This is a genomic window from Arthrobacter sp. P1_B11 (assembly GCF_056406715.1).
Genome location: NZ_JBFTZQ010000016.1, coordinates 69,004 through 93,081 on the forward strand (window position 1 = coordinate 69,004; position 24,078 = coordinate 93,081).

Genomic DNA, 24,078 nt, shown 5'->3' on the forward strand with positions numbered 1-24,078 from the left:
CGGACGTCAGCAAGTCACGCTGGCGCCTGGTTCCGGCGGCCCCGAGCCGCCGGAACCGGGCGCCAGTTGTGTTTGCCGGCTTTCCGACGGCGCGGGCAGGTTGCCCGGCGTCGGGTCAGCCCGCCTGCGGGCTCGCTAAGCCGCCACGGGCGCGGGTGCGAGCACGCCGCGGTCCATGGTGTACCTCAGCCAGGCGCCGCGGGGCCGTTCCGTTTCCGTTCCGCGCACAGGGTTCGCGGACCGTTCAGCGCAGTCACTGAACCATTGCCTCAGGGCCCGGTCATGGCTCACCATCACCAGCGTCCCGCTGAATCCGGCCAGTGCAGTCTCCAGCTCTTCCACCAGCACAGGGGCAAGATGATTGGTGGGTTCGTCCAGCAGCATGACGTCGTTGTGACCGAGCAGCAGCCGTGCCAGCGCCAACCTGCGCTGCTGGCCTGCCGACAGCCCGCCGACCGGGACATGGAATTCACTCGTTCGGAAAAGGCCAAGGCGCAGCAGTGCTTCGGCGTGATCGTCAATGTTGCCGCCCAGTCCCGCGGCGAAAGCAGGGAGCAGCCGCAGCCCGGGGCGTTCCGGCGGCTCGAGCTCCTGCTGCAAATAGCCGATCCGCCCGCTCCGCTCCACGTTGCCAACCGGTGCCTCCAGCGTGCCGGCAAGCACGGAGAGCAGTGTTGATTTGCCGGCACCGTTGGGACCAGTGATCAGGATCTTCTGGCCGCGTTCCACGCGGAACGACGGCAGCTCCAAGCGGCCCTGCACGCGCACGCCGCGGATCCTCAGGGCCAGGCCGGGCTCGCCCTCCGCGTTCCCGGCAGCCCCTCCGCCGTCGAGTCCTGCCTCCAGCTTCAGCCGTTCCGGGGGACGCTCCACCGGATTCGCTTCGAGGCGCCGGAGCCGCTCCTGGGCGTTGCGGATCTTGCTCGTGGCGGCCCGCTCCCAGGTGCCCGCCTTGAAGTCGAAGCCCATCTTGTCGCCGTCACGCTGCCGGGCGTAGCCCATCTTGGTCGCGACGGTGTCCGCCTGCCTCTGTTCGGCAGCCATGGCATCGATCCAGCCGTGGTACTGCTGCACCCAGCGTTGCCGTTCTGCCCGCTTCTCCTTCAGATAGCCGTCGTATCCGTTGCCATAGCGGTTCACGGCGCGGCGTTCGGCGTCCACCTCGATCACGGTGGATGCTACCTTCCGGAGCAGGACACGGTCATGCGAAACCACCACCACGGCGCCGCGGTGCGATGCCAGCCGTGCTTCAAGCCAGGCGGTGCCGCCCGCATCCAGGTGGTTCGTGGGCTCGTCCAGGAGCAGGATGTCCGCAGGATCTGCCAGCAGGCAGGCCAGCGCAACGCGCTCCTGCTCTCCGCCGGACAACGATCCCAGCGTCCGGTTCCGGTCCACGCCCCCGAGGCCCAGCCGGTCGAGCGCCGCCTCCACCCTGGAGTCCGCGGCGTACCCCTCCCGCAACTGGTACTGGGTCTGGAGGCTGCCGTACGCCTCAAGGTCGTTGGCCTCTGCAGCGGCCAGCCCGTACTCCAGCCGTTCCAATTCGGCTTCCATGTCGCGCAGCGCACGCAGGGCGTCGTCGATGGCGTGGGCCACGGTCAGCCGCGCCGGGAGGCCGGAGGTTTGGGCTAGGTAGCCCACACGCCCGTGGCTGACGGCGGTTCCGGCGTCAGGTCTCTCAAGTCCCGCAAGAATCCTCAGCAGGGTGGACTTGCCGGCACCGTTTTCGCCGACGATCGCCACATGCTCCCCCGGGGCGATCACCAGCCCGACGCCGGTAAAGAGTTCGCGGTCTCCGTAGCCGTGCGAGACACCGGAAAGGTGCAGTTGCTCGGCGTGGGAAGTCTGTTCAGTCATGTGAAGTCCTTGAAATCAGGAGGGTGGCCCAGGCGCCACTCCTTGAGCGAGCCAGCGGCTCTACGGGGCCCGGCGCTCCAAGCGGCCTGGCGCTCTGCGGGGTGTTTTGCGTGCAGCGCGGGCGTGCGCCAGCACCGCCGGCTAGGACTTCATGCCTCCAGCGTGCCCGGCGGCGGCGATGCCGTCAAGGCGGGCACCGTCGTCGGCTTCTCAAGAGCAAGAGGGCGGGCACCGTCGTCGGCTTCTCAAGAGCAAGAGGGCGGGCACCGTCGTCGGCGTCTCAAGAGCAAGAGGGCGCGCACCGTCGTCGGCGTCTCAAGAGCAAGAGGGCGGGCACCGCCGTCGGATTCTCATGAGTCGTAGCCGGACATCCCGGCTACGCTGGAACCATGGTGACTACCCGACGGCTTCTCCCCGCTCAGCGCCCGGAACTCTACCGTTTTTCGCCGCTCGATTTCACCGCCGTGTCACTGTACGTGGCGGTCGCCGCCTTCTTCGCCGTGGCCGGGGAGCTGATCATTCCACTGCTCAGGCTGATCGCCCCGAGCCCGGCCGCAGCGTCGTACGGCGTCAACCTCCTGTTCTACGGCTGCGTCGGCGTCCTGGCGCTGTTCGCCGCCCGACGAGTGGTGGCCCGGGACCTCAGGGTGCTGGCCACGAGGCCGTGGTTCACCGCCGCGATGGTGCCGCTGGCCGTCGTGGCGATGATGATTTTCACCGCCGTACTTGTGGTGATGGGTGGCACGTCGGAAACGTCGGCCAACCAGGCCGGGCTCCAGGCGCTCATCCAGCAAGTGCCTGCGTGGCTCATGGTGCCCCTCATCGTGGTGGTGGGTCCGTTTGTGGAGGAGTACATCTTCCGCCATCTGCTGATCGGCAAGCTGAGCAGGCGGATCAACATCTGGATCTGCTGCGCGCTGTCCGTGGTGCTCTTCGCCGCCCTGCACATCGTGGGCCAGGAGGCGCTCACCGTCGCTGCCCTCATGCCGTACCTGGCCATGGGTGCCACACTCGTGTTCGTGTACGTGTGGACGGGCCGGAACCTGATGTTCTCGTACTTCGTCCATGCCGCCAAGAACCTGCTGGCGGCCGTCTTCCTCTACAGCATCCCGCCGGAACTTCTTGATCAGCTGCAGCAGGTCCAGGGGTAGGGACCCTATCCGGAGGCGCCGCCGTCGTCGTAGTTTTGTCCCATGGGACTCAACATTCAGATCACCGTCGACTCCAAAAATCCACACGATCTCGCCGACTGGTGGGCCGAAACGCTGGGCTGGGCCGTGGAACCACAGGACGGGACCTTCATCCGCTCCATGATTGAGCAGGGCTACGCCACGGACGCTGACACCCTGACCCACAGCGGCAGGCTCGTGTGGCGGGACGGCGCGGCGATCCGCCCGGTGGAGGAACTCGACGCCAAGACGCCGGAGCGTCGCATGCTGTTCCAGATATCCCTGGAAGAAAAGACCGTGAAGAACCGGGTGCACTGGGACGTCCGCCTGGATGGCCGTGACAAGGACGAGGTCCGCACCGAACTTGAGGCGCGTGGCGCAACCTTCCTCTGGACAGCAAGCCAGGGACCGCATTCCTGGCACACCCTGGCGGACCCCGAAGGCAACGAGTTCTGCATCAGCTAACGCGATTACTAGACTTGGACGGTGAGCAACGAAATCCCTGCCAAGGTATCCGATGTGTTCGACCCGTCGCGCTGGCGCACCGTGTCCGGCTTCGACGACTTCCAAGACATGACATACCACCGGCAGGTGGAGCGCTCCGAAGACGGCACGGTGGTGCGGGACCTGCCCACCGTCCGGATCGCCTTCAACCGCCCCGAGGTCCGCAACGCCTTCCGCCCCGGCACAGTTGATGAGCTTTACCGCGCCATGGACCACGCCCGGATGAGCCCTGACGTGGCCACGGTGCTGCTCACCGGCAACGGCCCCTCCCCCAAGGACGGCGGGCATTCGTTCTGTTCCGGCGGCGACCAGCGGATCCGTGGCCGCGACGGATACCGCTATGCCGACGGCGAGACCCAGGAAACCATCGATCCCGCCCGCGCCGGCCGGCTGCACATCCTGGAAGTCCAGCGGCTGATGCGCACCATGCCCAAGGTTGTCATCGCGGTGGTTAACGGCTGGGCGGCCGGCGGCGGGCACTCCCTCCATGTGGTCTCGGACCTCACCATCGCCTCCCGCCAGCACGGCAAGTTCAAGCAGACCGACGCCACGGTGGGCAGCTTCGACGCCGGCTACGGCTCGGCACTGCTGGCGCGCCAGATCGGCCAGAAAGCAGCCCGCGAAATCTTCTTTCTGGCCCGCGAATACATTGCCGAGGACATGGTGCGGATGGGCGCCGTGAACGAAGCCGTGGACCACGAACGGCTCGAGGAAGTGGCGCTGGACTACGCCGCTGACATCGCCAAGCAGTCGCCCCAGGCCATCCGCATGCTCAAGTTTGCGTTCAACCTCGCCGACGACGGCCTGGCCGGCCAGCAGGTCTTCGCCGGCGAAGCCACCCGGCTGGCGTACATGACCGACGAGGCCGTGGAAGGCAAAGAGGCGTTCCTCGAGAAGCGCGATCCGGACTGGTCCAGGTTCCCGCACTACTTCTAAGCAGCACCAGCCCAAAGGCAGCCCCATGATTCCCAGGCCTACGTTTCCAAGGCACACATCCCCAAGGAGCACAGCGTGAACATCGACCCAGCGCTCAAGGCATTGGCGGCCGCCCTCCACGGTGAGGGCCCCGCCGTCGAGCTTTCCGCCGGCGACAACGGGGAAGTGCTGGTGACGCTTGTCGAGACACCCGGCATCGAGGACGCCGCCGTGGTGGTCCGCACCTCCGGGTCCACCGGCGTGCCCAAGGCCACGGTGCTGACGGTTGATGCGCTCGCGGCGTCCTCAATGGCCACCGCGTTCGCGCTCAAGGGCGAGGGCCAGTGGCTCCTGGCCCTACCCCTGCAGTATGTGGCCGGCGTTCAGGTGCTGGTGCGTTCGCTCTTCGCCGGCACCCGGCCCTGGGCCATGGACCTGTCCAACGGTTTCACCACTGACGCCTTCACCGCTGCCGCGCTGGAGCTGACGGACAAGATCCGCTTCACGTCCCTGGTGCCCACGCAGCTGCAGCGGCTGCTGGACAACCCGTCGGCCGACACGCTTGCCGTGCTCCGCCGCTTCAACGGCATCCTCGTCGGCGGCGGACCGGCCCCTGCTGCGCTCCTTGACGCTGCGCGCGACGCCGGGCTCCGTGTCATCACCACCTACGGCGCCGCAGAAACCTGCGGCGGCTGCGTGTACGACGGCTATCCCCTCGAAGGCGTCGCCGTCCGGCTCGCCGAGGACGGCCGCATCCACCTTGGCGGTGCCACCCTGGCGGCTGGATACCTCGAGGCTCCGGGGCTGACAGCTGAGGCCTTCGCCGATGACGACGGAGGCCGCTGGTACCGCACCAACGACCTCGGAACTCTCGACGCCGACGGCCGGCTAACGGTGCTGGGCCGCGCCGACGATGTGGTCGTCACCGGCGGCGTCAAAGTCTCCGCCGCGCACGTCCAGGCGGAGCTGGAAAAGTCCGACGGCGTAACGGCGGCTTTCGTGGCCGGCGTCCAGTCCGCGAAATGGGGTCAGGCCGTTGCGGCCTACGTTGCGGTGGCCGGCGGACCTTCGTCCGGCGTCGACGGTGCCGCCTTGGCTGAGCAGTGGCACCGCACGTTGGGACTTCTGGCGCCCAAGACGGTCCTTCCCGCGGACGAACTGATCATGCTGCCCAATGGCAAACCGGACAGGCTCGCCATGATTGAACGGCTGAACGCCCTTCATCAGGGAAAATAGACTGGTTCCGCTCCGCCGCGGGCCTTCCCGCGGCATCGCAGTTCCCTGCACCACTCCGGCCGCGCTTCCTGCGCGTGCAATGCCCACCGAACCAACACGAGGTACTCACCGTGGCCACAGCCGCACAATGGATCCAAGGCGCCAGGCCCCGCACCCTGCCGGCAGCGATCGCCCCTGTCGTGATCGGCACGGCGGCGGCCTTTGAAATGGACGCCTTCCGCCCGCTCAACGCCATTCTGGCGGCCCTGGTGGCCCTGCTGCTACAGATCGGCGTCAACTACGCGAACGACTACTCGGACGGAGTACGCGGCACCGACGAAAACCGCGTGGGGCCGCTGCGATTGGTCGGATCAGGCGCAGCGCGCCCGGAGCTCGTCAAGTACGCGGCGTTCGCCGCCTTCGGCGTGGCCATGCTGTTTGGGCTGGCGCTCATCATCATCACCCAGACGTGGTGGCTGCTTCTCGTCGGCGTGGGCTGCGTGATGGCGGCATGGGGCTACACCGGGGGCAAGAACCCGTACGGTTACATGGGCCTCGGCGACGTCTTCGTGTTCGTCTTCTTCGGGCTCGTGGCCACCCTGGGGACCACCTACACCCAGGCCGGGCAGATCAGCCTGCCCGCCGTCGTGGGCGCGATCGGCACCGGCCTCATCGCGTGCGCCCTGTTGATGGCTAACAACGTCCGCGACATCCCCTCCGACATCCAGGCCGGGAAACGCACACTGGCCGTGCGGCTGGGAGACAAGCACGCCCGCGAAAGTTACGTGCTGATGCTCGCCGTAGCAATCCTGCTCGTGGTGATCCTCGCGCCCACGCGGCCATGGATGCTGATTGTCCTGCTGCTCATCCCGGCAAGCCTCATGCCCGCCTGGCTGATGATCAACGGCCGCAAACGCAAGAGCCTCATCCCGGTACTGAAACAGACCGGCCTCATCAACCTGGGCTATGCGGCCCTGTTCTCACTGGGACTCGTACTGAGCCACGGGCTGTAAGGCTCTGGCGCTGCCGTTCACGGTCCGGCTGGGCTTGCGGCCGCCACGGTCCGGCGGGCCTGCGCGGAGAGCGTTCTAGGCTTCCTTGCTGCGGGGGTCTTGGCTGCGCGGGTCTTGGCTGCGCGGGTCGTTCTTGCGGGGTGCTTCTTTCCTAGTGTCGTTGCGGACCGTTATATCCGGGTGGGAATCGACCAGACGATCCTCCGCCTCGGCGTCGGCGACCTCACCTGCGGTGCGCAGGGGCTTCGCGCGGCCAGACAAGCGCGTATGCAGTGCGGCGGTAGCGGCATCGCGCTGCTTCTGGAAGAAGAGGTAGCTGATGGCGAAGGCAATCAGCCCGGCGCAGACCACAGCAAGAAGCCACCCGAGCTGCAGGAACACGAACAGCGCAAAGAGCGGTGCGAAGAGGGCAAGCCGGATCAGGGAGTATTTCACAAAAGCCACCATCCAAGTTTAGCCGCGATCCCTGAACGCAACCTCCGCGTCCCTCCGCCCGGCCGCCGGCCCGGCCGCCGGCCCGGCCGTCGATCCCGGCGGCGGTTGCGTCATTCGTTGCGATGTCCGTTGAAGTTTGGGCCCGGCAGACGAGTCCTGCGGGGCCGTTTGGGAGCATTATCCGGGCCAAAACTCCCCGGTTCAGCGGCGCAAATCGGTGACGTCTTCTGTGGGCATACTGTAATCTTCGCAACCCCGCGCGACAGCTAGACTTGATTGCATGCTCCGTGTTGCGATTGCAGTCGCCGTTCTTGCCATATACGTCTACGGACTGGTGGACGTGATCCGGACTGATTCGACGCTCACCCGGGGATTTTCCAAACCGACATGGATCATCATCGTTGTCTTCCTCCCTATTATCGGCGCCGCCCTGTGGTTCCTAATCGGCCGTCCGCGTTATGACGCCCCGGTCCAGCCGACCTACTCCCATCCAACGGCCCCGGATGACGACCCCGATTTCCTCCGCAACCTGGAACAGCGCCGCCGCAACCAGGCTGAAGCGGACCGGCTGCGGAAGCTGAAGGACGACCTGGAAGCCAAGAAACGCAAGCTCGACGGCGGTGCCCGCGGCACCGGAGAGCCCGGCACCTCGGGCGCCACAGGAGACGCCAGCGCCGAGGGCAACCCGGAGATCAAGTAGCGCGGGATACCTGGGCTGCCAGTCTGAGTGCGTCCTGCGTGCCCCTCCGTTTCGCCCCGGCATGGAGCCGAACGCGGTGACACGGGTGCGCGCAGCTTTGAAGGACCGGGGCTGGATGCCGTCCCAGTAGAAAGCCGTCGCCGTAGAGGAACAGGAATCAGGCAGAGGCTGCCCGATTGCCACAAAGGGCCGCCCAGCAACCAAGCTGAGCGGCCCTTTATGGCAACCGGCGTTCCGTTGATCCAACGAGGGCCTCGGAGAGGCCCTACAGCCCCGAGTAGGAGTGCAAACCGTTGAAGAACTGGTTCACGATGGTGAAGTTGAAGACCACGCACAGGTAGCCCACGATCGACAGCCAGGCCGCGCGGGTACCCGTCCAGCCGCGGGTGGCCCGGGCGTGGAGGTAGCCGGCGTAGACCACCCAGATCACGAACGTCCACACTTCCTTGGTGTCCCAGCCCCAGAAGCGTCCCCAGGCCTTCTCCGCCCAGATGGCGCCGAACATGAGCGTGAACGTCCAGCCGATGAAAGCGATCGCATTGATGCGGTAGGAGAGGTTCTCGAGGCTCAGCGCCGACGGCACCAGGCGCATGAAGCCCAGCTTGTCCTCGCCACCGCCGGCAATGGCCTTCTGCCGGTGCGACTGCACGAGCTGCAGCGCGGACATGGCAAACGTCAGTGTGAACAGCGCGGAGGACAGCACTGCGATGGAGACATGGATGACGAGCCAGTAGCTCTGCAGCGCCGGCACCAGGTGGCCCACGGGCGTCCAGAAGGCCACCGAGGCAGCCACCAGCATGATGATCACCAGGCCCACCACGAACGTGCCGAGGAAGCGCAGGTCGCGGCGGATCAGGACGGCAAGGAATACAGCCACCACCAGGAACGCGCCGGTGGTGAGGAATTCGTACATGTTGCCCCACGGCACACGCCCGGAGCCAATGGCACGGGTCAGCACACCCGCGGCGTGGATCGCGCCGCCCAGGACGGTCAGGGCCACTGCCACGCGCGCAGGGACGCGGCGCTCACCGCCGTAGAGCATGCTGGCGTCAGCGGTCTGCCCTGCACCGCCGCTCCCCTGCGCTTTGGCGGCCACGGACGACGACGGCCGCTCGGCACGTCCTGCCGGCCCGGCCAGGTGCCCCTCAACCCGGTCGGTGTTCCGGCCGGCGTCGGCTCGTCCGGAAAGGCCAGCCGTCCCGGCGGCGCCTGCTGCCACCGGAACCTTCGCGCCGGCGTCGGACGCGTCCTCGGAGGAATCGGAGGCAGAGCCGGCCGCGGCGGCCGCCCTCAGATCCACGGTGCGCAGCGCCTTGCTGCTCTTGGCCAGGTCCCAGGCGAAGGCGATGAACGCCACCGTGTAGGTGCCCGCAGCAAGGAGCATGAACAGCTCGCTGTACTGGCCCATGGTTTCGTTGATGGGGAACATTAACTGTCCTTCTTCGGCTCAGCTGAGCCTGCTGGTGAGGAAATGGAGGATGGTTTTTGGGGCCCGTCCGCGTCGAGGTCCCACGCGCTCGAGAGCAGTCCGCGGATGGCGGCGGCTTCGCCGGCCAGGCGGTGGTCCTCACCGCGGGCGAGGAGGCCGTATTCCACCATGGTGCGGCCGTCTTCATGCCTGCCGGTGCGCACCCAGACCCTGCGCCGGTTGACGTAGAGGGAAATCACAAGGCCGCCGACAGCCAGCAGCGCGAAGATCAGCGCGGATACCTGGCCTGGATTGTGGTGGATGTCGACACCGACATAGCGCTTCACGCCGTCGAAGCTGATGGAACCCTTGCCGTCCGGCAGCGTGACGGTCTTGCCCGGCGAAAGAGTGATGCCCTTGGTAGCCAGGTTGCGGGCGTTCAGCGGGGTCAGGCCCTTGACGTCGAGTTCAAACACGTTTTGCGGAGCGCCGTTATCCAGGCCCAGGTCGCCGTAGTACGAGTTCAGGCTGAGCTGCGGGTTGATGAGGTCCGGGTCCCCGCTGAACGAGATGCCCTGGTCGGTCACAAAGGCGGTGGGCAGGAAGAAGCCGGCGAATCCGAGCTGGTCGGGTTTGGCGTCGGGGACCTTGATCACCAGGGACGAGTAGTAGTTGTCGCCCTGAAGCTTGGCCACCACGGGTCCCTGCATGGCGATGTTTCCCTTGCCGTCACGGACCGTGACCACCGGTGCGTAGCCGTTGCCCGTCAGGTAGATGCTGGTGCCGCCGAGGGTCAGGGGGTCGTTGACCTTGAGGACTTCCTTCTTGGCCGGGGCACCGGGGTTTTCCTTCGTGGTGACGTCCGCGGTGAAGTCGATGGGCTGGCCATACTTGCCCTTGGATTCGCGGTCGAACGTGGCCCGGAACTTGTTCAGCTGGATGGAGTACGGCTGGAGCTGGCTGCTCTGGAAGTTGGTGCCCGGGGTGAACTGGTCGTAGCCCACCAGCGTGTTCACGAAGGTGTCGCCCTCCACGAGGATCCGCTGCCCGCTGTAGCCGAACAGCCCGCCGATCGCCACGGACACCAGCACGCCGATCAGCGAAGTGTGGAAGACGAGGTTGCCCACCTCTTTGAGGAGGCCGCGCTCCGCCCCCAAAGACGGCCGCGCGCCGTCGTCGTGCCGTACGTCAACGCGGTAACCGCGTTTCTTGAGCAGCGCCGCTGCGTCTTCAATGGCGTCCGACGCCGGGACCCCGGCTTCTGCGGGCAGCACCAGTGTGCCGTACTCCGGAAGGCGGGAGAGGCGTTGCGGGGTGCGCGGCGGCTGGGAGCGCATGGCCCGGTAGTGCGCGATGGCGCGGGGCACCACGCAGCCGATCAGCGAGATGAACAGCAGGATGTAGATGGCCGAGAACCAGGCCGACGAGTAGACGTCGTAGAGCTGCACGGAGTCCAGCAGCTTGCCGTAGTCCGGGTGGTCCTTGATGTACTGCGTGACGATCGAGGGGTTGGCCGGCCGCTGCGGGAACAGAGAGCCAGGCACCGCCGCCACAGCCAGCAGGAGAAGGAGGAACAGCGCGGTGCGCATGCTGGTCAGCTGCGTCCAGGCCCAGCGGAGCATGCCTAGGATTCCGAGGGCAGGCAGCGCCGCGCTGGCCTTGGCCGCCTTCACCGCGCCCTGGGGACCGGTGCTCTTGGCGCTGGCATCTTTTGCGCCGGCCCTTTTGGAGCTGGCGCCTTTACGGCTGGCACCTTTACCGCCGGCACCGTCAGGGGCGCCTTCGGGCGCGGCCTTGGGCGCTTCGCCGGCCGGAGGGTTCTTGGTTGACTTCACACGCTCGCTCATCAGATCGGCAACTTCACGTCGGTTTGGAACCAGTACTGCAACTGGGTGACCCAGGCTCCCCAGACTCCTGTTGCCATCAGGAGGCCCAGGACGATCAGGACGCCGCCGCCGGTCCGCTGGATGGCAAGCCGGTGGGTGCGGAAAAAGGACATCACGCCCGCGCCGCGGCGCACGGCCAGCGCGATCAGAAGGAACGGAATGCCCAGGCCAAGGCTATAGACAAACGCCAGGAAAGCACCTTTTGCCGCAGACGAGCCGCCGGAGAGGCTCAGGAGCTGGACGGCGGAGTAGGTTGGCCCGATGCAAGGCGCCCAGCCCAGGCCGAAGGTGATGCCCAAAAGCGGCGCGCCCCAGAGGCCTGCCGGCGGTTTAGCGTGGATCTTGGCGTCGCGCTGGAGCCAGCTGAAGCCGCCCATGAACACCACACCCATGATCACCACCAGGATGCCCAGGACCTGCGTGATCCAGGCGTTCTGGCCGCCTGAGATCAGCGTCCCCAGTTGGCCGAACGCGCCGCCGAGCAACACGAAGATCACCGAGAATCCGAGCACGAAGAGTCCGATGCCGGCCAGCATGCGGCCGCGCTTCTGCTTCTGGAGATCGACTCCGGTCAGTCCCGTGACGTAGCCCAGATATCCGGGTACGAGGGGCAGGACGCAGGGCGAGAGGAACGACACGAGGCCGGCCAGGAGCGCCACCGGGATGGCAAGCAGCAGGGATCCGTTCAGGATGGCTTCGGCGAAGGGGCTGTTCACGGTGGGTCCGCCCGCTACTCTGCCACGGCGGATTCGATGAGGGCCTTGAGGGTACCCTTCTGGATCTCGCCCAGCACGCGCGAAGCCACCCGGCCCTTCTTGTCCACCACGAGCGTCGTGGGGACGGCCCCCGGCGGCACAAGCCCGGACACAGCCAGCAGCACGCCGCCGTCCTTGTCGTCAAAGCTCGGGTAGGTGAGGCCAAACGTCTTGTCGAAGGCTTCCGCGGTGGCCTTTTCATCCCGCAGGTTCACGCCGAAGAACTGCACGCCCTTGCTCTTGAACTCCTGGTGGAGCGCTTCCAGCGACGGCGCCTCCACGCGGCAGGGCGCACAGGCAGCGAACCAGAAGTTCAGCACTGTAACCTTGCCCAGGAAGTTCTTGGGCGCCACCGCGGTGCCGTCAAAGAGGGTGCCTTGGATGTCGACGGCGGACTTGCGGTCCGCGGYGGCGAATTCCGTCACCGAGCCATCCCCGGCGACGTAGTTCTTGTTGTCTCCCGCCTTTGCCTGCTTGGCAAGCGCGTCCTCCTGGGCGCAGGCGGACAGGCCCAGCGTGAGCGCCGCCAGTGCCAGGCCGCCGGCTGCGAGGACGCTGCGGCGGGAGCTTGTGGGGATGTGGGTCATCGTCAGGCTCCGGGGGTGCTCGAGGCACCGGGAAGAAGGTCTGCGGCCGGCTCGCTGTACTCAACGCGCAGGAGCGTGCCGTCGTCGTCGAACACGAGGGACGTGAGGGAGGTCAGGGTGCACTCGCGCTTTCGCGGGTCGTGCCACAGGGGCTTTCCCTCGGCGCTGCGCCGGGTGGCCCAGATGGGAAGCTGGTGGCTGACCATGATGGCCTCGGCGCCGTCGCCGCCGAGTTCGATCGCCCTGGCCCGGGCGTCCTGGACGGCTGCCCGCACCCGGGCTGCCTGCTCCTTGTAGGGCTCGCCCCAGGAGGGCCGCATCGGGTTCACGAGCTTGGGCCAGTGCTTGGGCTTGCTGAGCTCTGCCTTGGTGACCTTCAGGCCTTCAAAGTGGTTTTCGGCCTCGATAATGCGCTTGTCCGTGTGGATCTCCAGGCCCAGGGCCTCGGACGTCGGCTGCGCTGTCTCCTGCGCGCGGGTCAGCGGAGACGCCACGAGGTAGACGATCTTTGCACCCTGGGTTGCACGGTCGCGGAAGTGGTCCGCGAGCGTTTGCGCCATCTGCAGGCCAAGCTCGGAGAGGTGGAATTCCGGCAGCCTGCCATACAGGACGCCCTCGGGATTGTGGACCTCGCCGTGGCGGAGCAAATGAACAGTGGCTTGGGGCATGTGTACCAGTTTCTCAAAGATGTTGGGCGATTCGAAATCTTCTACATCTAGTAGAACTCAGGAAAATTAAGAAATGTTCCGTTCGGGTGGAATAAAAGATGCAAATGCATGTTTATACTGGATGCAGCAGTTAGTTGATAGTTCAACCAATGAAGCTTCAGCGGCATCAACGTCCGAAGCACCACTGATACAAGGAGAACCACCATGGCACTTCCCGCTAACGTCACCACCGGCACCTGGACCCTCGACAATTCGCACAGCGAAATCGCCTTCACCGTCCGGCACGCAGGCATCAGCAAGGTCCGCGGCCAGTTCAAGGAAGCCACCGCAACCCTGGACCTCGCCGAGAACGTGGCCGACTCCAAGATCAACGCCACCATCCAGACCGCGAGCTTCGACTCCGGCGACGTCAACCGCGACGGCCACGTCCGCGGCGAAGACTTCTTCGACGTCGAGAAGTTCCCCGAGATCTCCTTCGTTTCCAACGGTCTCGTAGCCAAGGGGGACGCCTACGAACTCCAGGGCGACCTCACCATCAAGGGCGTTACCCGTGCGGTGGCCCTCGAGACCGAGCTCAACGGCGTTGCCGTGGACCCGTTCGGCAACACCCGCGCCGGCGTTTCCGCTGAAACCACCATCAGCCGCAAGGACTTCGGCCTCACCTGGAACGCCGTACTGGAAGCCGGTGGAGTCCTGGTCAGCGACAAGGTTGCCATCAACCTCGAGCTCGCCTTCATCGCCCCTGCTGCGTAACGTGCACGCCTAGGTCGGTCCCGCCGACTTTTGCAGTGCAAACGCCCCGCCCGTGGTTTCCACGAAGCGGGGCGTTTGCGTTGTCCTGATGCCTTGTTTTCCACCCTTGAACGCCTGCCGGGAACTGCGGCCGTGCCGTAGCGATGGCCAACGAATGACCCCCGTGACATGGCCCCGGATCTTCTGGAATTAGCCATTTTCCGGGTCTACAGTGAGAGCCATGAGCAACCCCAGCGATGTACCGCAGCCTGAACAGCCGGGCTCCGAACCGCCGTCAGGCGACCACCGTCCTCCAGCGGCGCCGGAGACAGGGTGGAATCAGGCGGCGGGTTATCAGGCTGCGGGCCAGCACGACACCGACGCGCACGGGGACCGCTATGGGAATCAAGGGCAAGATTCCGGGCATTACTGGCAGCCAAACAAACCGGGCCGCGCCGGACGATTCCCCTTCGAGATTCCGGCCGACCGCCCCCGCAGTTTCAACGACGTCATGCCCCGCGGCGGCTTCTCGGGAATGTTCAGCGTGATGGGGCTGCCCACAGAGCTGAAGGTCTCGTACTGGATTTGGGTGATCGGTGGACTGGTGGGCCTGCTGGCCGGGGTGATCGGGCTGTTCGGGGCACTGGTGCTCTTCGCGTTCGTACCGGGCCTCGCGATCCTCGTGCTGCTGCTCGTGCTGGTGGCTCTGGCCCTGTCCGGGGCGCAGATTGTCCTGGCGATGCAGATGAAGGAAGGCCGTGAGTGGGCCAGGTTCGCTCTGACCGTAGTTGCCGGCGTCTCGTTGCTGCTGTCCATCATCAGTCTCGGATTCGCCGACGGGCGGGGCGGCAACGGACTGGGCTTTCTGGCCAGCCTGGTGGCGACCGTGCTCATGTGGGTCTCCAACTCGCAAAGCTGGTTTGCCGCCGTCCGGGGCCACGCCTGATCCCTGCGAAGGGTGCCCTCCGGCGGGCCCCCTGTTCGCCTGGTGGAGGCCCGCGGGAGTGTGCCGTTCTAGCCGGATCCGATTGGCCGGTCCCCCGCCCCTGATCGGCGCTGCAGCCCGGGCAATTGCGGTGCAGGAATACCTCTCCGGAATGATCATTGCCGCGCCCGCCGAGGGGTACGGTTGAACTGAACCATGCTGGGGGCAGGGCAGGCTTCTGAACCCGGTGGCCGATCCCGACGTCGATAACGCAAAGGAACGCTCATGAGCACTCCTCCAGTCCAGCCCCCGAATCCGAACGAACCGAATTCCGGCCAGCAGGATTCCAACGAACCGGACCTGAACGCCCGGGAAAGGTCCGGGCAGCCCGGGTACGGCCAGAACGTTCCGCCGGCACCGCAGTACGGCCAAGCGAGTCCGCAGCAGCCCCAGTACGGCCAGAACGCTCCGCAGTACGGGCAGAACGTTCCCCCGGCACCCCAGTACGGCCAGAACGCCCCGCAATATGGTCAGAACGTTCCCCCCGCCCCGCAGTACGGCCAGAACGCCCCGCAATATGGTCAGAACGCCCCCCAGTATGGACAACAGCAGCAGTACGGGCAGCAGCCCTATGGCCAGTCGCCCTATGCCAAGTACCCCTCGGAGCAGCCCCAGGGCGGTGGCCCGGCCGGCGTTCCCAAGCTTGTGAACACAGCTTTCTGGATGCTCATTGGCGCAGGCGTCCTCTGGCTCCTGTCCATCCTCATCGCGATTCCCACACTGGATGACCCCGCCCTGCGGAACATGTTCGAGAGCCAGGTCCGGAGCAGCGGCCAGAACATTCCCTTCGAGGAGGTCAAGCCGTTCATCATCGGGACGATGGTGGTCTTTGGCCTCATCGGCGCCGGGCTCTACGCCCTGGTGGCATTTAACATCCGCAAGGGCAAGAACTGGGCCCGCATCCTGGGCACGGTCTTTGCAGCCCTCTCCGTCTTCGGCATCCTGCCGCTGAGCCTGAACACCCTGGTGACCGTCCTTGGAATCGCGGCGATCGTGATGCTCTACCTGCCCACAACGTCACCTTATTTCAAGAAGCAGCAGCCCTTCGCCAACCCGTACGCGGGCGGCCCGTACGGCCGCTAGCCACGAGCCGATAGCCTAGGGCCGCCAGCCACGACCCAGTCGGCACCCAGCATCAGCGGGCGCGGATCCCAACAGCGCCGGACGTTAGTTCGGCTGCCCCGGGGTCTGCGCCCGTTGCGCGTGGTAGGCAAGAATCTGCAGCTCGGTGGCCATGTCCACTTTGCGCAGGTTCACGCCGTCGGGCACCTGGAGCATCACCGGCGCGAAGCTGAGGATGCTGTGCACGCCGGCCGCCACCACCCGGTCGCAGACGCTCTGAGCCACGGCCGCGGGCAAGGCCAGGACCACCATGTTGGCCCCCGTCCGCTGCAGCACGGCTTCAAGGTCCGCGGCGTCGCTCACGCGCAGCCACCCAACCTCGTTGCCCACCACCATTTGGTCGGCGTCGAAAATGGCAACAACGTCGAATCCCCGGGACTCAAAGCCGCCGTACCTGGCCAGCGCCTTGCCGAGGTTACCGGCGCCGACGATCGCGACCTTCCAGTCGTGGGTCAATCCGAGCGCGGCGGCTATGTGACGGCTCAGGTACTGCACCTCGTAGCCCACTCCGCGCGTGCCGTATGACCCCACGTGGGACAGATCCTTGCGGAGCGTGGACGAGCTGACTCCCGACAGCTCGGCCAGCGATTCGGAAGAGACGCGTTCGGTGCCTTCGGCCAGCAGGGAGTTCAGGGCGCGCAGGTAGATGGTCAGCCGGGCCACGGCCGCTGGCGGAATCTGCTTTCCGGCAGCTCCGGTGTCCCCCGGCACAGCCTGGGGTGGTGAATCGAGCGAAGTCACTATCTGCTCCATTGCGTCGCGTTGTGAGTCCACTCTAGATCCCCATCACTTATGTCAACAAAGCCGGTGCCATTGCGCGGAATTCGCTGCTACCTCGCCATCGCCTGGCGCAGGACGCGCTCCAGCCTGGCCTCGTCAATCTTCCAGAAGTCGCGTTGGATCCCGTCCACCAGCACCACCGGAATCTCTTCGGCATAGCGGTCCCGCAGGGCGTCATCGCCGTCCACCGACTGATCCGTCCACTCCAGTCCGAGCCCGGCAGTAACCCGCCCGACGGCGTCGCGCGCCGCAGCGCACAGGTGACAGTCAGCTTTGGTGAGGAGAACGACGTCGGGATTTACCATGCTTCAACCGTATCGCCGTTCCCGGCGCGGAGCGATGCCGACGCCGCAGTGACGCCCAGTGCGTTCCCGCGCCGTCCGCTGGCCGCGCCCTCCCCGGCATTGACTAGACTCAATGGCATGCCCGAGGAGAAGTACGTCGCTGTGGCCCAACAGCCGGTTGCACCGCAGCAACGCCGCGAGGCCGCGTTCTTCGACGTCGACAACACCCTCATGAAGGGCGCCAGCCTTTTCCACGTCGCCCGGAAAATGCATCAGCGCGGCGCATTCACCCTGCCGCAGGCCGCGGGGATGGCCTGGAAGCAGTTCAAGTTCGTGCTCCGCGGCGAAAACATGGACGATGTTCACGCCGTGCGGGACTCCGCGCTGACCCTCGCCTCTGGTATTACGGTGGAGGACATCAAAGTCCTGGGCGAGGAAGTCTACGACGAGATGATCGCCTCGCGGATCTGGCCCGGCACCAAGGCGCTGGCCCAGCAGCACCTGCGTGTCGGACGAAAGGTCTGGCTCGTCACGGCCACGCCGATCGAAGTGGCCACAGTGATCTCCAGCCGACTCGGCCTCACCGGTGCCCTCGGCACGGTGGGCGAGATTAAGGACGGCCTCTACACAGGACGGCTGGTCGGGGACATCCTGCACGGGCCGGCCAAGGCGGTGGCGGTCCAGGGCATCGCCGACGCCGAGGGCCTGGACCTCAAGCGCTGCTGGGCCTACAGCGACTCCTACAACGACATCCCGCTCCTGACGCTCGTGGGACACCCCGTCGCCATCAACCCGGATGCCAGGCTGCGCAAGCACGCCCGCGAGCGCAACTGGCCGGTCTACGACTTCCGCTCCGGCCGCCGTGCCGCCACGCTCGGACTCAAGGCCGCCACCGCCGGCGGCGCCGTCTACGGCCTCTGGCGAGGCTACTCCCGCTTCCGCGGCCCCCGGGTCTGACGCGGAACGTCCCTGCGACGCACAAAATCCCCCTCGACACCCGAATTCCAGTGTCACCAGGCCATTTGCGCGTCCCTAGATCATTCGCGCGGCACCACCGCGGCCGCGATGGTGCCGACGGGAAGGCGACATCACGACGCACGCCGTGCTTTGCGTAGGCGACTTAACGACGCACGCCGTCTTTCGCAGCCGCTCCCCCGGCCCGCTGCCAGGACGCAAAAATGCCCGCACCCTCGAAAGGGAGCGGGCATTGACGCTGTAGAAGTATCTCTACTTCTTATTGCGGCGCTGGTGGCGCGTTTTGCGAAGCAGCTTGCGGTGCTTCTTCTTGGCCATACGCTTGCGACGCTTCTTAATAACTGAACCCACGAAAGTTCCTCACAAACTAGATGCAGTACCTGTCTGATGAAAAAGGTCCGTGGACTAAGCAACAGACTGAACAACTGACAGATTCTTACAATGACGTAAAACGTTCCTTAACAGGGTACCGCTTATCCGGACCCCCTACTGACCGCCACTGTTCCCATGACCTGCAGCCGCCCCAAGGCGGTTGCCTCGGTCACTAAGATCCCGGGGAAAGCGAGGCACCAAGAGTCAGGCGGTATCCGACTGGCCGTCAACAACAGCGCCCTTGAGGTACTGCTCGACGGCGTTCTCCGGAACCCGGTAGGAGCGGCCGAACCGAACGGCGGGCATCTCTCCGGAATGGACCAGGCGGTACACGGTCATTTTGGAAACGCGCATGACCTCAGCCACCTCGGCCACGGTCAAGAACTTGGCGTTCGAGAAGTTCGACTCGGACATTTCCCATATTCCTTTGCTCTCAGCATCATTGCGGCATCCCATGTTGTGTGCGGTGCGCCGATGCTGAGCCATCGAACAACCGTGTGCTAGTTACTCTAGAGGCTCACGTGGCCATTGTGAAAGCCCCGGCGTTTCCGCGACGATGCTGCCAACTGGTCGAGCACGGACGTCGTCACATCCCACTCCATGCAGGCGTCGGTCACGCTCTGGCCGTACACCAGTTCAGACCGCCCGGCGGCGTGTTCTGCCACGTCCAGGTTCTGCGCGCCGCCCACCAGGAAGCTCTCCAGCATGACCCCGGCAATGGCACCCGCGGCCGTACCCGCATCCTCCAACTGCGCACCGATTTCGAGCGCAACCTCGGCCTGGCGGTGATGGCTCTTGCCGCTGTTGGCGTGGCTGGCGTCCATGATGAGGCGCGGGTTGAGGTTCTTGGCGGCGAGCCTCGCTGACGCTGCTTCGACGTCGGCGGCGGAGTAGTTTGGGCCCTTGCGGCCGCCGCGCAGGATCACGTGGGTGTCCGGGTTTCCCGCGGTGGCCACGAGCGCGGCTCGACCCTCGCCGTCGATCCCCAGGAAAGCCTGGGCCGCCGCCGCGGCGCTGCAGGCGTCGACGGCAACCTGGAGGTCGCCGTCGGTCCCGTTCTTGAAGCCGATGGGCATGGAGAGCCCGGACGCCAGCTGGCGGTGGATCTGGCTTTCGGTGGTGCGGGCGCCGATTGCCCCCCACGAAACGACGTCGGCCATGTACTGCGGGCTGATCGGCTCCAGGAACTCGGTGGCGGCCGGAAGCCCTAACGCTGTGACCTGCTGCAGGAAGCGGCGCGCCTCGCGCAGGCCGGCGGCGATGTCGTGTGTGCCGTCAAGCCGCGGATCGTTGATCAGGCCCTTCCAGCCCACCGTGGTGCGCGGCTTTTCGAAGTACGCGCGCATGACGATCAGCAGGTCTTCCTTGTGCTTCTCGGCCTGGCTGACGAGGCGGCGGGCGTATTCGAGGCCGGCCTTGGGATCGTGGATGGAGCAGGGCCCTACGATCACGAGCAGTCGGTCGTCCACGCCGTCCATGATGGCCCTGACTTCGTCCCGGCCGCGTTCGACGACGTCCGCCACCCGCGCGTCCAGCGGCAGTTCCGCGATCATCTCCTGAGGAGTGGGGAGCGCGGTGATCCCGCTGACCCTTAAGTTCGAGGTGGACTGCTTCGGCGTGGACGGTTTCGAAACGCTCTGCGGGATTTCGGTGGCTGCTTCGGTGCTCATGTGCGGGGTCCTGTTCCGGGGTACGGAGCGGGCCCAGATCAGAACCCGCCGGAGAAATGGCGAAGGGCAGAGAATGATCTCTGCCCTGTTGGCTCTGAAGGTAGTTGGATGCGTGTCAGTTAGACGCGGGCCCCTCCAGAGCCAACGAAAAATACGCATACCAACGGTTAGTCATAGCCACACCATAACCTCGCATTTGTTTGATCCGCAAATTCCGTCCGTCACGCAAACGGCGGGGCGGATCATCCCACCAGCTTGCGCAAAAACTGCAGCTGCCGGATCCAGTGGTGCTCCTGGCCACCTTCATGATTGTTGAAACGGTAGACCTCGATGTCCTTGGCAGTTCCGCCACCGCCATTTGTGCCGTAGGCGTTGTAGCTCGCGAAAACGGTGGAAGGCGGGCAGACATCGTCCATCTGCGCCACCGAGTAGAGCGCGGGGACCGTCGCGCCACGGCCGAGGTTTACGCCGTCGAAGTAGTTCAGCACGGCCAGCATCGGCTCGTACCGTTCGCGGTGCCTGCCCAGAAACGCAGCAATCTCGGGATACGGGCCGCGCGGCGTGATGTCGATGGCACGGGGAAAGTCCTGCAGGAACGGGACGTCGGGCAGGGCGGCGACGACGCCGTCGAGCCTGCCGGCCGCAAGCCCTGCGACGGCGACGGTGATGCCTCCGCCCTGGCTGACGCCGGCCACCACGATCCGGGAAGCATCGACGTCCGGATGCGTCTGCGCCGCTTCGACGGCGCGGAACGCGTCCACATAGACACGCCGGTAGTAGTAGTCCTCCCGGCTGCCTGCACCTCGGGTCATCAGCCCTGCGTGAGCCACCTCGCCCGCAGACGGATCAGGATCAGGGGTCTCACCCACGGCGCCGCCGTAGCCTTGTCCGCGGGTGTCCATAATGAAGTGCGCGTAGCCTGCCTGGGCCCACTTGGTGTCCTGGTTGGCCAGGCCGCGGCCGCCTGAATAGCCGGCATACTGCACGACGGCGGGCAGCCGGGTTCCAGCCTCCCTGTTCGCCGGGAGGTGCAGCCAGCCCTTGACCGGAGAACCGCCATAGCCGGCGAACGTCACGTCGAAGGTGTCGATCACCGTCAGGTAGTTCTCCACAGGCTCGAAAACCGCTGCCAGGGGAAACTCGCGCGCCTCCCTGATGGTGTGGTCCCAGAAAGAGTCAAAATCGGCTGGAGCGGTCACGTCGGAGGTGTAACCGCGCAGCTGCTCAAGCGGAAGATCGAAGAGAGGCATGGGCTTTCCGTTCTCTTGAAGTGTGTAGAACCAGGCTGTGTGCTGTTGTGGATCCTATGTCAGGCACCGGCACAGGATCCTTCCCTCCGAGACGCCACATTGCGGGCCGTTTCGGAGTGCGGCGCCGGATGAAGCCTCATCTCCGGCAACTTCCGCTAGACCAGTGCCGCCTGGTAGCTTTCCAGCGGTTGAGAGCTGCGGACGGCTGCACGGAGTTCCCGCAGGCCGCCACTAATGGCCCCCGCGGCGCGCCCCTGGACAAGTACGTTGCCCATGGCCGTGGCCTCGACCGGGCCGGCAACCACACGCTTTCCGGTGGCTTCAGCGGTGAGCTGGCACAGGAGCCGGTTCTGCGAACCGCCGCCCACGATGTGCACGACGTCCACCTTGGTGTCCGCCAGCCGTTCAGCGTCGGCGATGGTCCGCGCGTAGCCGGCGGCCAGACTGTCCAGGATGCAGCGGACGATGGCCGCCGGCTGGTCCGGAAGCACAGCGCCGGTATTCCTGACGGCGGCGCGGATCCGTTGTGGCATGTTGTCCGGGGCGATGAAGTAGGAGTCGTCGGCGTTGATCTGCGGGCCGCCGGGCGGAGTGCCGCTGCGGCGTCGAGCAGTTCGCCGAGCTCCGTTTTGTACCCTTCTGCTGCCCAGGTGCGCTGGCATTCGCTGAGCAGCCAGAGACCCCCGACGTTGCGCAAATACCTGATGGTGCCGTCCACGCCGCGCTCGTTGGTGAAGTTCGCGGCCCGGCTGGCCTCGGCCAGGACGGGGTGCTTCAGTTCCACTCCCACCAATGACCAGGTACCGGAGGAGATATAGGCGAAGTTGTCCTGTTCTGCCGGGACGGTGGCGACGGCGGAGGCGGTGTCGTGCGAGCCGACAGCCAACGGCAGGTGTCAAAGCATTCTCTGCATCTGAGAGCTTGGAGAAGGATGTCACGGTCAGCCAGTATCAAGGGTGTCGCCAACCACGCCCGGGTGGCGGTGGGCACTGTCTCGAACGTCTTGAACTACACGGACCGGGTTCACAGCGCACCAGGAACGCGTCCTGCACGCCATCGAGGAGCTGAGGTTCGTCCGCAATGACGCCGCCCGCCAGCTGCGGGCGGGCCACAGCCGGACCATCGGCCTCATCGTCCTGGACGTGGGCAACCCCTTCTTTACATCCGTGGCCCGGGCAGCAGAGGATGCCGCGGTGCTGCTGGGCGACAGCGGCCACGACGCCGGCAGGGAATCCGGCCATATAGATCTGTTCCAGGAACAGCGCGTCCGAGGCCTGCTGATCTCGCCCGTCGGTGACGTCACTGAGCGTCTGGACCAGCTCCGGGAACGCGGCGTGCCAACCGTCCTAGTGGACCGCCTCGCCGACGACGCCGAGTACAGTTCTGTGTCGGTCAACGACGTCTAAGGCGGTCACCTCGCCGCCCGGCACCTGCTGGACATCGGCCGCCGTCGGCTCGCCTTCGTGACAGGGCCGACGTCGGTCCGCCAGTTCGCCGACCGCCTCGAGGGGGCGCGGCGCGCCGTCGCCGAAGTTCCCGGCGCGTCGCTGGAAGTCGTTGAATCCGAGGGGCAGACCGTCCTGGCCGGCCGCGGGATGGGCGACCAGCTGGTGACGCGCAACTCGGGCCAGCTTCCGGACGGCATCTTTTGCGCCAACGACCTCCTTGCGCTGGGCGTCATGCAGTCGCTGGCCATGACACACACACTGCGCATCCCGGAGGACGTGGCGCTGATCGGCTACGACAACATCGATTTTGCCGTTTCAGCCGTCGTGCCGCTGTCCTCCATCCGGCAGCCGACCGAGGCCATTGGCCGGACGGCAATCGAACGGCCCACAGAAGAGCTCGACGCCGCGCATCCCCGCCACCGCGGCGTAGTCTTCACCCCCGAGCTGGTGGTGCGGCAAAGCACCGCCGGGGCTGCCGCCGTCGACGGCGAAGAGCCCGGCGCAGCGGAACGATCCGCCGCACGGAAGGAAGCAGGACGGCGTACGGCCGCACCGCGCGAGGCTGCTCAGAGCGAGGCTGCTCAGCGCGTAGCCGCACCGGAAGCTCTTCCGGCAGGGCAATAAGCAACGTGTGACGAGCTAAGCCCAGAGGATGGCGGAGTGGCGTGCGGCGTCGCCACGGCGCATCTCTCCTCCGGGGCGCTATTTCTCAGCAGAAACTATGACGGCGCCATCCAAGGCCGTGTCTTTGGTCAGCGGCTTTGCGCAGGGAAATCCGGCGTTGGCGGCTGTGCGCTGCGCGTTGAGGCACCGGTTGATCCGCTGGAGGGGCCAGGGGCCAACCTCGATCCGGAAATCGTGACGCATCACCCACACTAGGCGTGAGGAGACCAAGAGGCGGCTACCTCAGACGGTCACATTGGCCAACGTTAAAAATGTCGGACCCCTCTGACAGAGTTTTCCTATGGAAGCCATGGGGGAACACGCAGCGGATCACACCGCGGGCCAGGCGGTAACGCCGGGCCTTAGCGCGGTTTCCCTGCTGCGGGGCCGTGCGCTTCGCATTGTTCCCGCTTCCGCGCCCCTCGTGGATAGCCGGGCGTCCGACGGCGGTGCTGCCGCCGGCGGGTCTGTCACCAGCGGGTCTGTCACCAGCGGGTCTGTCACCAGCGGGTCTGTCACCGGCGTGACGTTTGCTGGCACCGCGTTCGGTGGCGGGGCGGCTGAGGCCCTGGAGCAGTGTCTGGAGGCGCTGGCGTCGGCGGTCGACGCCGCGGACAACGAGCTCGGGCTGGCTTCCTTCCGGGAGGCGGCGGATTTCGCGGACCTGACCGAGGAGCTCTCCCGC

24 protein-coding genes and 2 pseudogenes are annotated in these 24,078 nt (G+C 66.0%); 12 read left to right on the forward strand and 14 right to left on the reverse strand.

All coding sequences use genetic code 11. From position 1 onward, the window contains the following. Positions 1 to 135: 135 nt before the first annotated feature. Positions 136 to 1,857 (reverse strand): ABC-F family ATP-binding cassette domain-containing protein, encoded by a 1,722-nt coding sequence (locus AC1D14_RS13985; RefSeq protein WP_476882354.1) that lies wholly within the window; start codon positions 1,855 to 1,857, stop codon positions 136 to 138. 389 nt (positions 1,858 to 2,246) lie between these two features. Here AC1D14_RS13985 and AC1D14_RS13990 point away from each other — a divergent pair, with 389 nt between their 5' ends. From AC1D14_RS13990 to AC1D14_RS14010, 5 genes are all read left to right on the forward strand, one after another. Then, on the forward strand, positions 2,247 to 3,008 hold the full coding sequence (locus AC1D14_RS13990; RefSeq protein ID WP_230120558.1) for a CPBP family intramembrane glutamic endopeptidase: 762 nt from the start codon (positions 2,247 to 2,249) through the stop codon (positions 3,006 to 3,008). Positions 3,009 to 3,050: 42 nt separating this feature from the next. Next, positions 3,051 to 3,491 carry a VOC family protein gene (locus AC1D14_RS13995; protein ID WP_230120556.1) on the forward strand — a complete coding sequence of 147 codons (441 nt, stop codon included), beginning with the start codon at positions 3,051 to 3,053 and terminating at the stop codon, positions 3,489 to 3,491. A 21-nt stretch (positions 3,492 to 3,512) separates the two neighbouring features. Then, on the forward strand, positions 3,513 to 4,466 hold the full coding sequence (locus AC1D14_RS14000; RefSeq protein WP_230120554.1) for a 1,4-dihydroxy-2-naphthoyl-CoA synthase: 954 nt from the start codon (positions 3,513 to 3,515) through the stop codon (positions 4,464 to 4,466). Between the two features lie 75 nt (positions 4,467 to 4,541). After that, the gene (locus AC1D14_RS14005; protein ID WP_230120552.1) at positions 4,542 to 5,681 is read left to right on the forward strand and encodes an AMP-binding protein; all 1,140 of its coding nucleotides are present in this window, start codon (positions 4,542 to 4,544) and stop codon (positions 5,679 to 5,681) included. A gap of 110 nt (positions 5,682 to 5,791) precedes the next feature. Further along, entirely contained in the window at positions 5,792 to 6,673 is an 882-nt protein-coding gene (locus AC1D14_RS14010) for a 1,4-dihydroxy-2-naphthoate polyprenyltransferase (protein ID WP_230120551.1), read from the forward strand. Between the two features lie 75 nt (positions 6,674 to 6,748). Here AC1D14_RS14010 and AC1D14_RS14015 read toward each other — a convergent pair whose 3' ends face one another. Beyond that, the gene (locus AC1D14_RS14015) at positions 6,749 to 7,120 is read right to left on the reverse strand and encodes a DUF4229 domain-containing protein (protein WP_230120549.1); all 372 of its coding nucleotides are present in this window, start codon (positions 7,118 to 7,120) and stop codon (positions 6,749 to 6,751) included. A gap of 268 nt (positions 7,121 to 7,388) precedes the next feature. Here AC1D14_RS14015 and AC1D14_RS14020 point away from each other — a divergent pair, with 268 nt between their 5' ends. Then, positions 7,389 to 7,808: a PLD nuclease N-terminal domain-containing protein gene (locus AC1D14_RS14020; protein ID WP_476882358.1), complete on the forward strand. Its 420-nt coding sequence runs from the start codon at positions 7,389 to 7,391 to the stop codon at positions 7,806 to 7,808. A 265-nt stretch (positions 7,809 to 8,073) separates the two neighbouring features. Here the strand turns inward: AC1D14_RS14020 and ccsB are convergent, their stop codons facing one another. From ccsB to AC1D14_RS14045, 5 genes are all read right to left on the reverse strand, one after another. Next, on the reverse strand, positions 8,074 to 9,237 hold the full coding sequence (gene ccsB / locus AC1D14_RS14025; protein ID WP_230120545.1) for a c-type cytochrome biogenesis protein CcsB: 1,164 nt from the start codon (positions 9,235 to 9,237) through the stop codon (positions 8,074 to 8,076). Further along, positions 9,237 to 10,838 carry a cytochrome c biogenesis protein ResB gene (gene resB, locus AC1D14_RS14030; protein ID WP_230120570.1) on the reverse strand — a complete coding sequence of 534 codons (1,602 nt, stop codon included), beginning with the start codon at positions 10,836 to 10,838 and terminating at the stop codon, positions 9,237 to 9,239. Before resB ends, ccsB begins: the two co-directional genes overlap by 1 nt. A gap of 224 nt (positions 10,839 to 11,062) precedes the next feature. After that, complete coding sequence (locus AC1D14_RS14035) at positions 11,063 to 11,818, reverse strand: cytochrome c biogenesis CcdA family protein (RefSeq protein WP_230120536.1); 756 nt, start codon at positions 11,816 to 11,818, stop codon at positions 11,063 to 11,065. A 14-nt stretch (positions 11,819 to 11,832) separates the two neighbouring features. Beyond that, positions 11,833 to 12,444, reverse strand: coding sequence for a TlpA family protein disulfide reductase (locus AC1D14_RS14040; protein ID WP_476968653.1), 612 nt, complete (start codon positions 12,442 to 12,444; stop codon positions 11,833 to 11,835). A gap of 2 nt (positions 12,445 to 12,446) precedes the next feature. Then, the gene (locus AC1D14_RS14045; RefSeq protein WP_476882359.1) at positions 12,447 to 13,112 is read right to left on the reverse strand and encodes a histidine phosphatase family protein; all 666 of its coding nucleotides are present in this window, start codon (positions 13,110 to 13,112) and stop codon (positions 12,447 to 12,449) included. A 204-nt stretch (positions 13,113 to 13,316) separates the two neighbouring features. Between AC1D14_RS14045 and AC1D14_RS14050 the strand changes: the two genes are divergently transcribed. The 3 genes from AC1D14_RS14050 to AC1D14_RS14060 all read left to right on the forward strand — a co-directional run bounded on the left by AC1D14_RS14050 (position 13,317) and on the right by AC1D14_RS14060 (position 15,912). Further along, positions 13,317 to 13,865 (forward strand): YceI family protein, encoded by a 549-nt coding sequence (locus tag AC1D14_RS14050; RefSeq protein ID WP_230120530.1) that lies wholly within the window; start codon positions 13,317 to 13,319, stop codon positions 13,863 to 13,865. Between the two features lie 220 nt (positions 13,866 to 14,085). After that, the gene (locus AC1D14_RS14055; RefSeq protein ID WP_230120528.1) at positions 14,086 to 14,790 is read left to right on the forward strand and encodes a hypothetical protein; all 705 of its coding nucleotides are present in this window, start codon (positions 14,086 to 14,088) and stop codon (positions 14,788 to 14,790) included. Positions 14,791 to 15,054: 264 nt separating this feature from the next. Continuing rightward, positions 15,055 to 15,912, forward strand: a complete 858-nt coding sequence (locus AC1D14_RS14060) for an MATE family efflux transporter (protein WP_230120526.1) — start codon at positions 15,055 to 15,057, stop codon at positions 15,910 to 15,912. 84 nt (positions 15,913 to 15,996) lie between these two features. Here AC1D14_RS14060 and AC1D14_RS14065 read toward each other — a convergent pair whose 3' ends face one another. Both AC1D14_RS14065 and AC1D14_RS14070 read right to left on the reverse strand, forming a co-directional pair. Beyond that, a complete protein-coding gene (locus AC1D14_RS14065; protein WP_230120524.1) occupies positions 15,997 to 16,692 on the reverse strand; it encodes a redox-sensing transcriptional repressor Rex in 696 nt (231 codons plus the stop codon). An 89-nt stretch (positions 16,693 to 16,781) separates the two neighbouring features. Next, complete coding sequence (locus AC1D14_RS14070) at positions 16,782 to 17,036, reverse strand: glutaredoxin family protein (protein ID WP_230120523.1); 255 nt, start codon at positions 17,034 to 17,036, stop codon at positions 16,782 to 16,784. A gap of 117 nt (positions 17,037 to 17,153) precedes the next feature. Between AC1D14_RS14070 and AC1D14_RS14075 the strand changes: the two genes are divergently transcribed. Further along, positions 17,154 to 17,972 (forward strand): HAD family hydrolase, encoded by an 819-nt coding sequence (locus AC1D14_RS14075; protein WP_230120521.1) that lies wholly within the window; start codon positions 17,154 to 17,156, stop codon positions 17,970 to 17,972. Between the two features lie 270 nt (positions 17,973 to 18,242). Here AC1D14_RS14075 and AC1D14_RS14080 read toward each other — a convergent pair whose 3' ends face one another. The 5 genes and pseudogenes from AC1D14_RS14080 to AC1D14_RS14100 form a co-directional block, all read right to left on the reverse strand. Next, positions 18,243 to 18,341, reverse strand: a complete 99-nt coding sequence (locus AC1D14_RS14080; RefSeq protein WP_003792170.1) for a 30S ribosomal protein bS22 — start codon at positions 18,339 to 18,341, stop codon at positions 18,243 to 18,245. 225 nt (positions 18,342 to 18,566) lie between these two features. After that, complete coding sequence (locus AC1D14_RS14085) at positions 18,567 to 18,776, reverse strand: helix-turn-helix domain-containing protein (protein WP_230120519.1); 210 nt, start codon at positions 18,774 to 18,776, stop codon at positions 18,567 to 18,569. 95 nt (positions 18,777 to 18,871) lie between these two features. Beyond that, the gene (locus tag AC1D14_RS14090; RefSeq protein ID WP_476968654.1) at positions 18,872 to 20,032 is read right to left on the reverse strand and encodes a 3-deoxy-7-phosphoheptulonate synthase; all 1,161 of its coding nucleotides are present in this window, start codon (positions 20,030 to 20,032) and stop codon (positions 18,872 to 18,874) included. A gap of 242 nt (positions 20,033 to 20,274) precedes the next feature. Further along, entirely contained in the window at positions 20,275 to 21,282 is a 1,008-nt protein-coding gene (locus AC1D14_RS14095; protein WP_476968655.1) for an acetylxylan esterase, read from the reverse strand. Positions 21,283 to 21,437: 155 nt separating this feature from the next. After that, positions 21,438 to 22,168, reverse strand: a pseudogene (locus AC1D14_RS14100) (FGGY-family carbohydrate kinase); the annotation flags it as partial. 45 nt (positions 22,169 to 22,213) lie between these two features. Between AC1D14_RS14100 and AC1D14_RS14105 the strand changes: the two are divergent. After that, positions 22,214 to 23,207, forward strand: a pseudogene (locus AC1D14_RS14105) (LacI family DNA-binding transcriptional regulator); the annotation flags it as partial. A gap of 487 nt (positions 23,208 to 23,694) precedes the next feature. Further along, the coding region (locus AC1D14_RS14110; protein ID WP_476968656.1) for a hypothetical protein at positions 23,695 to 24,078 on the forward strand (384 nt) is incomplete at its 3' end.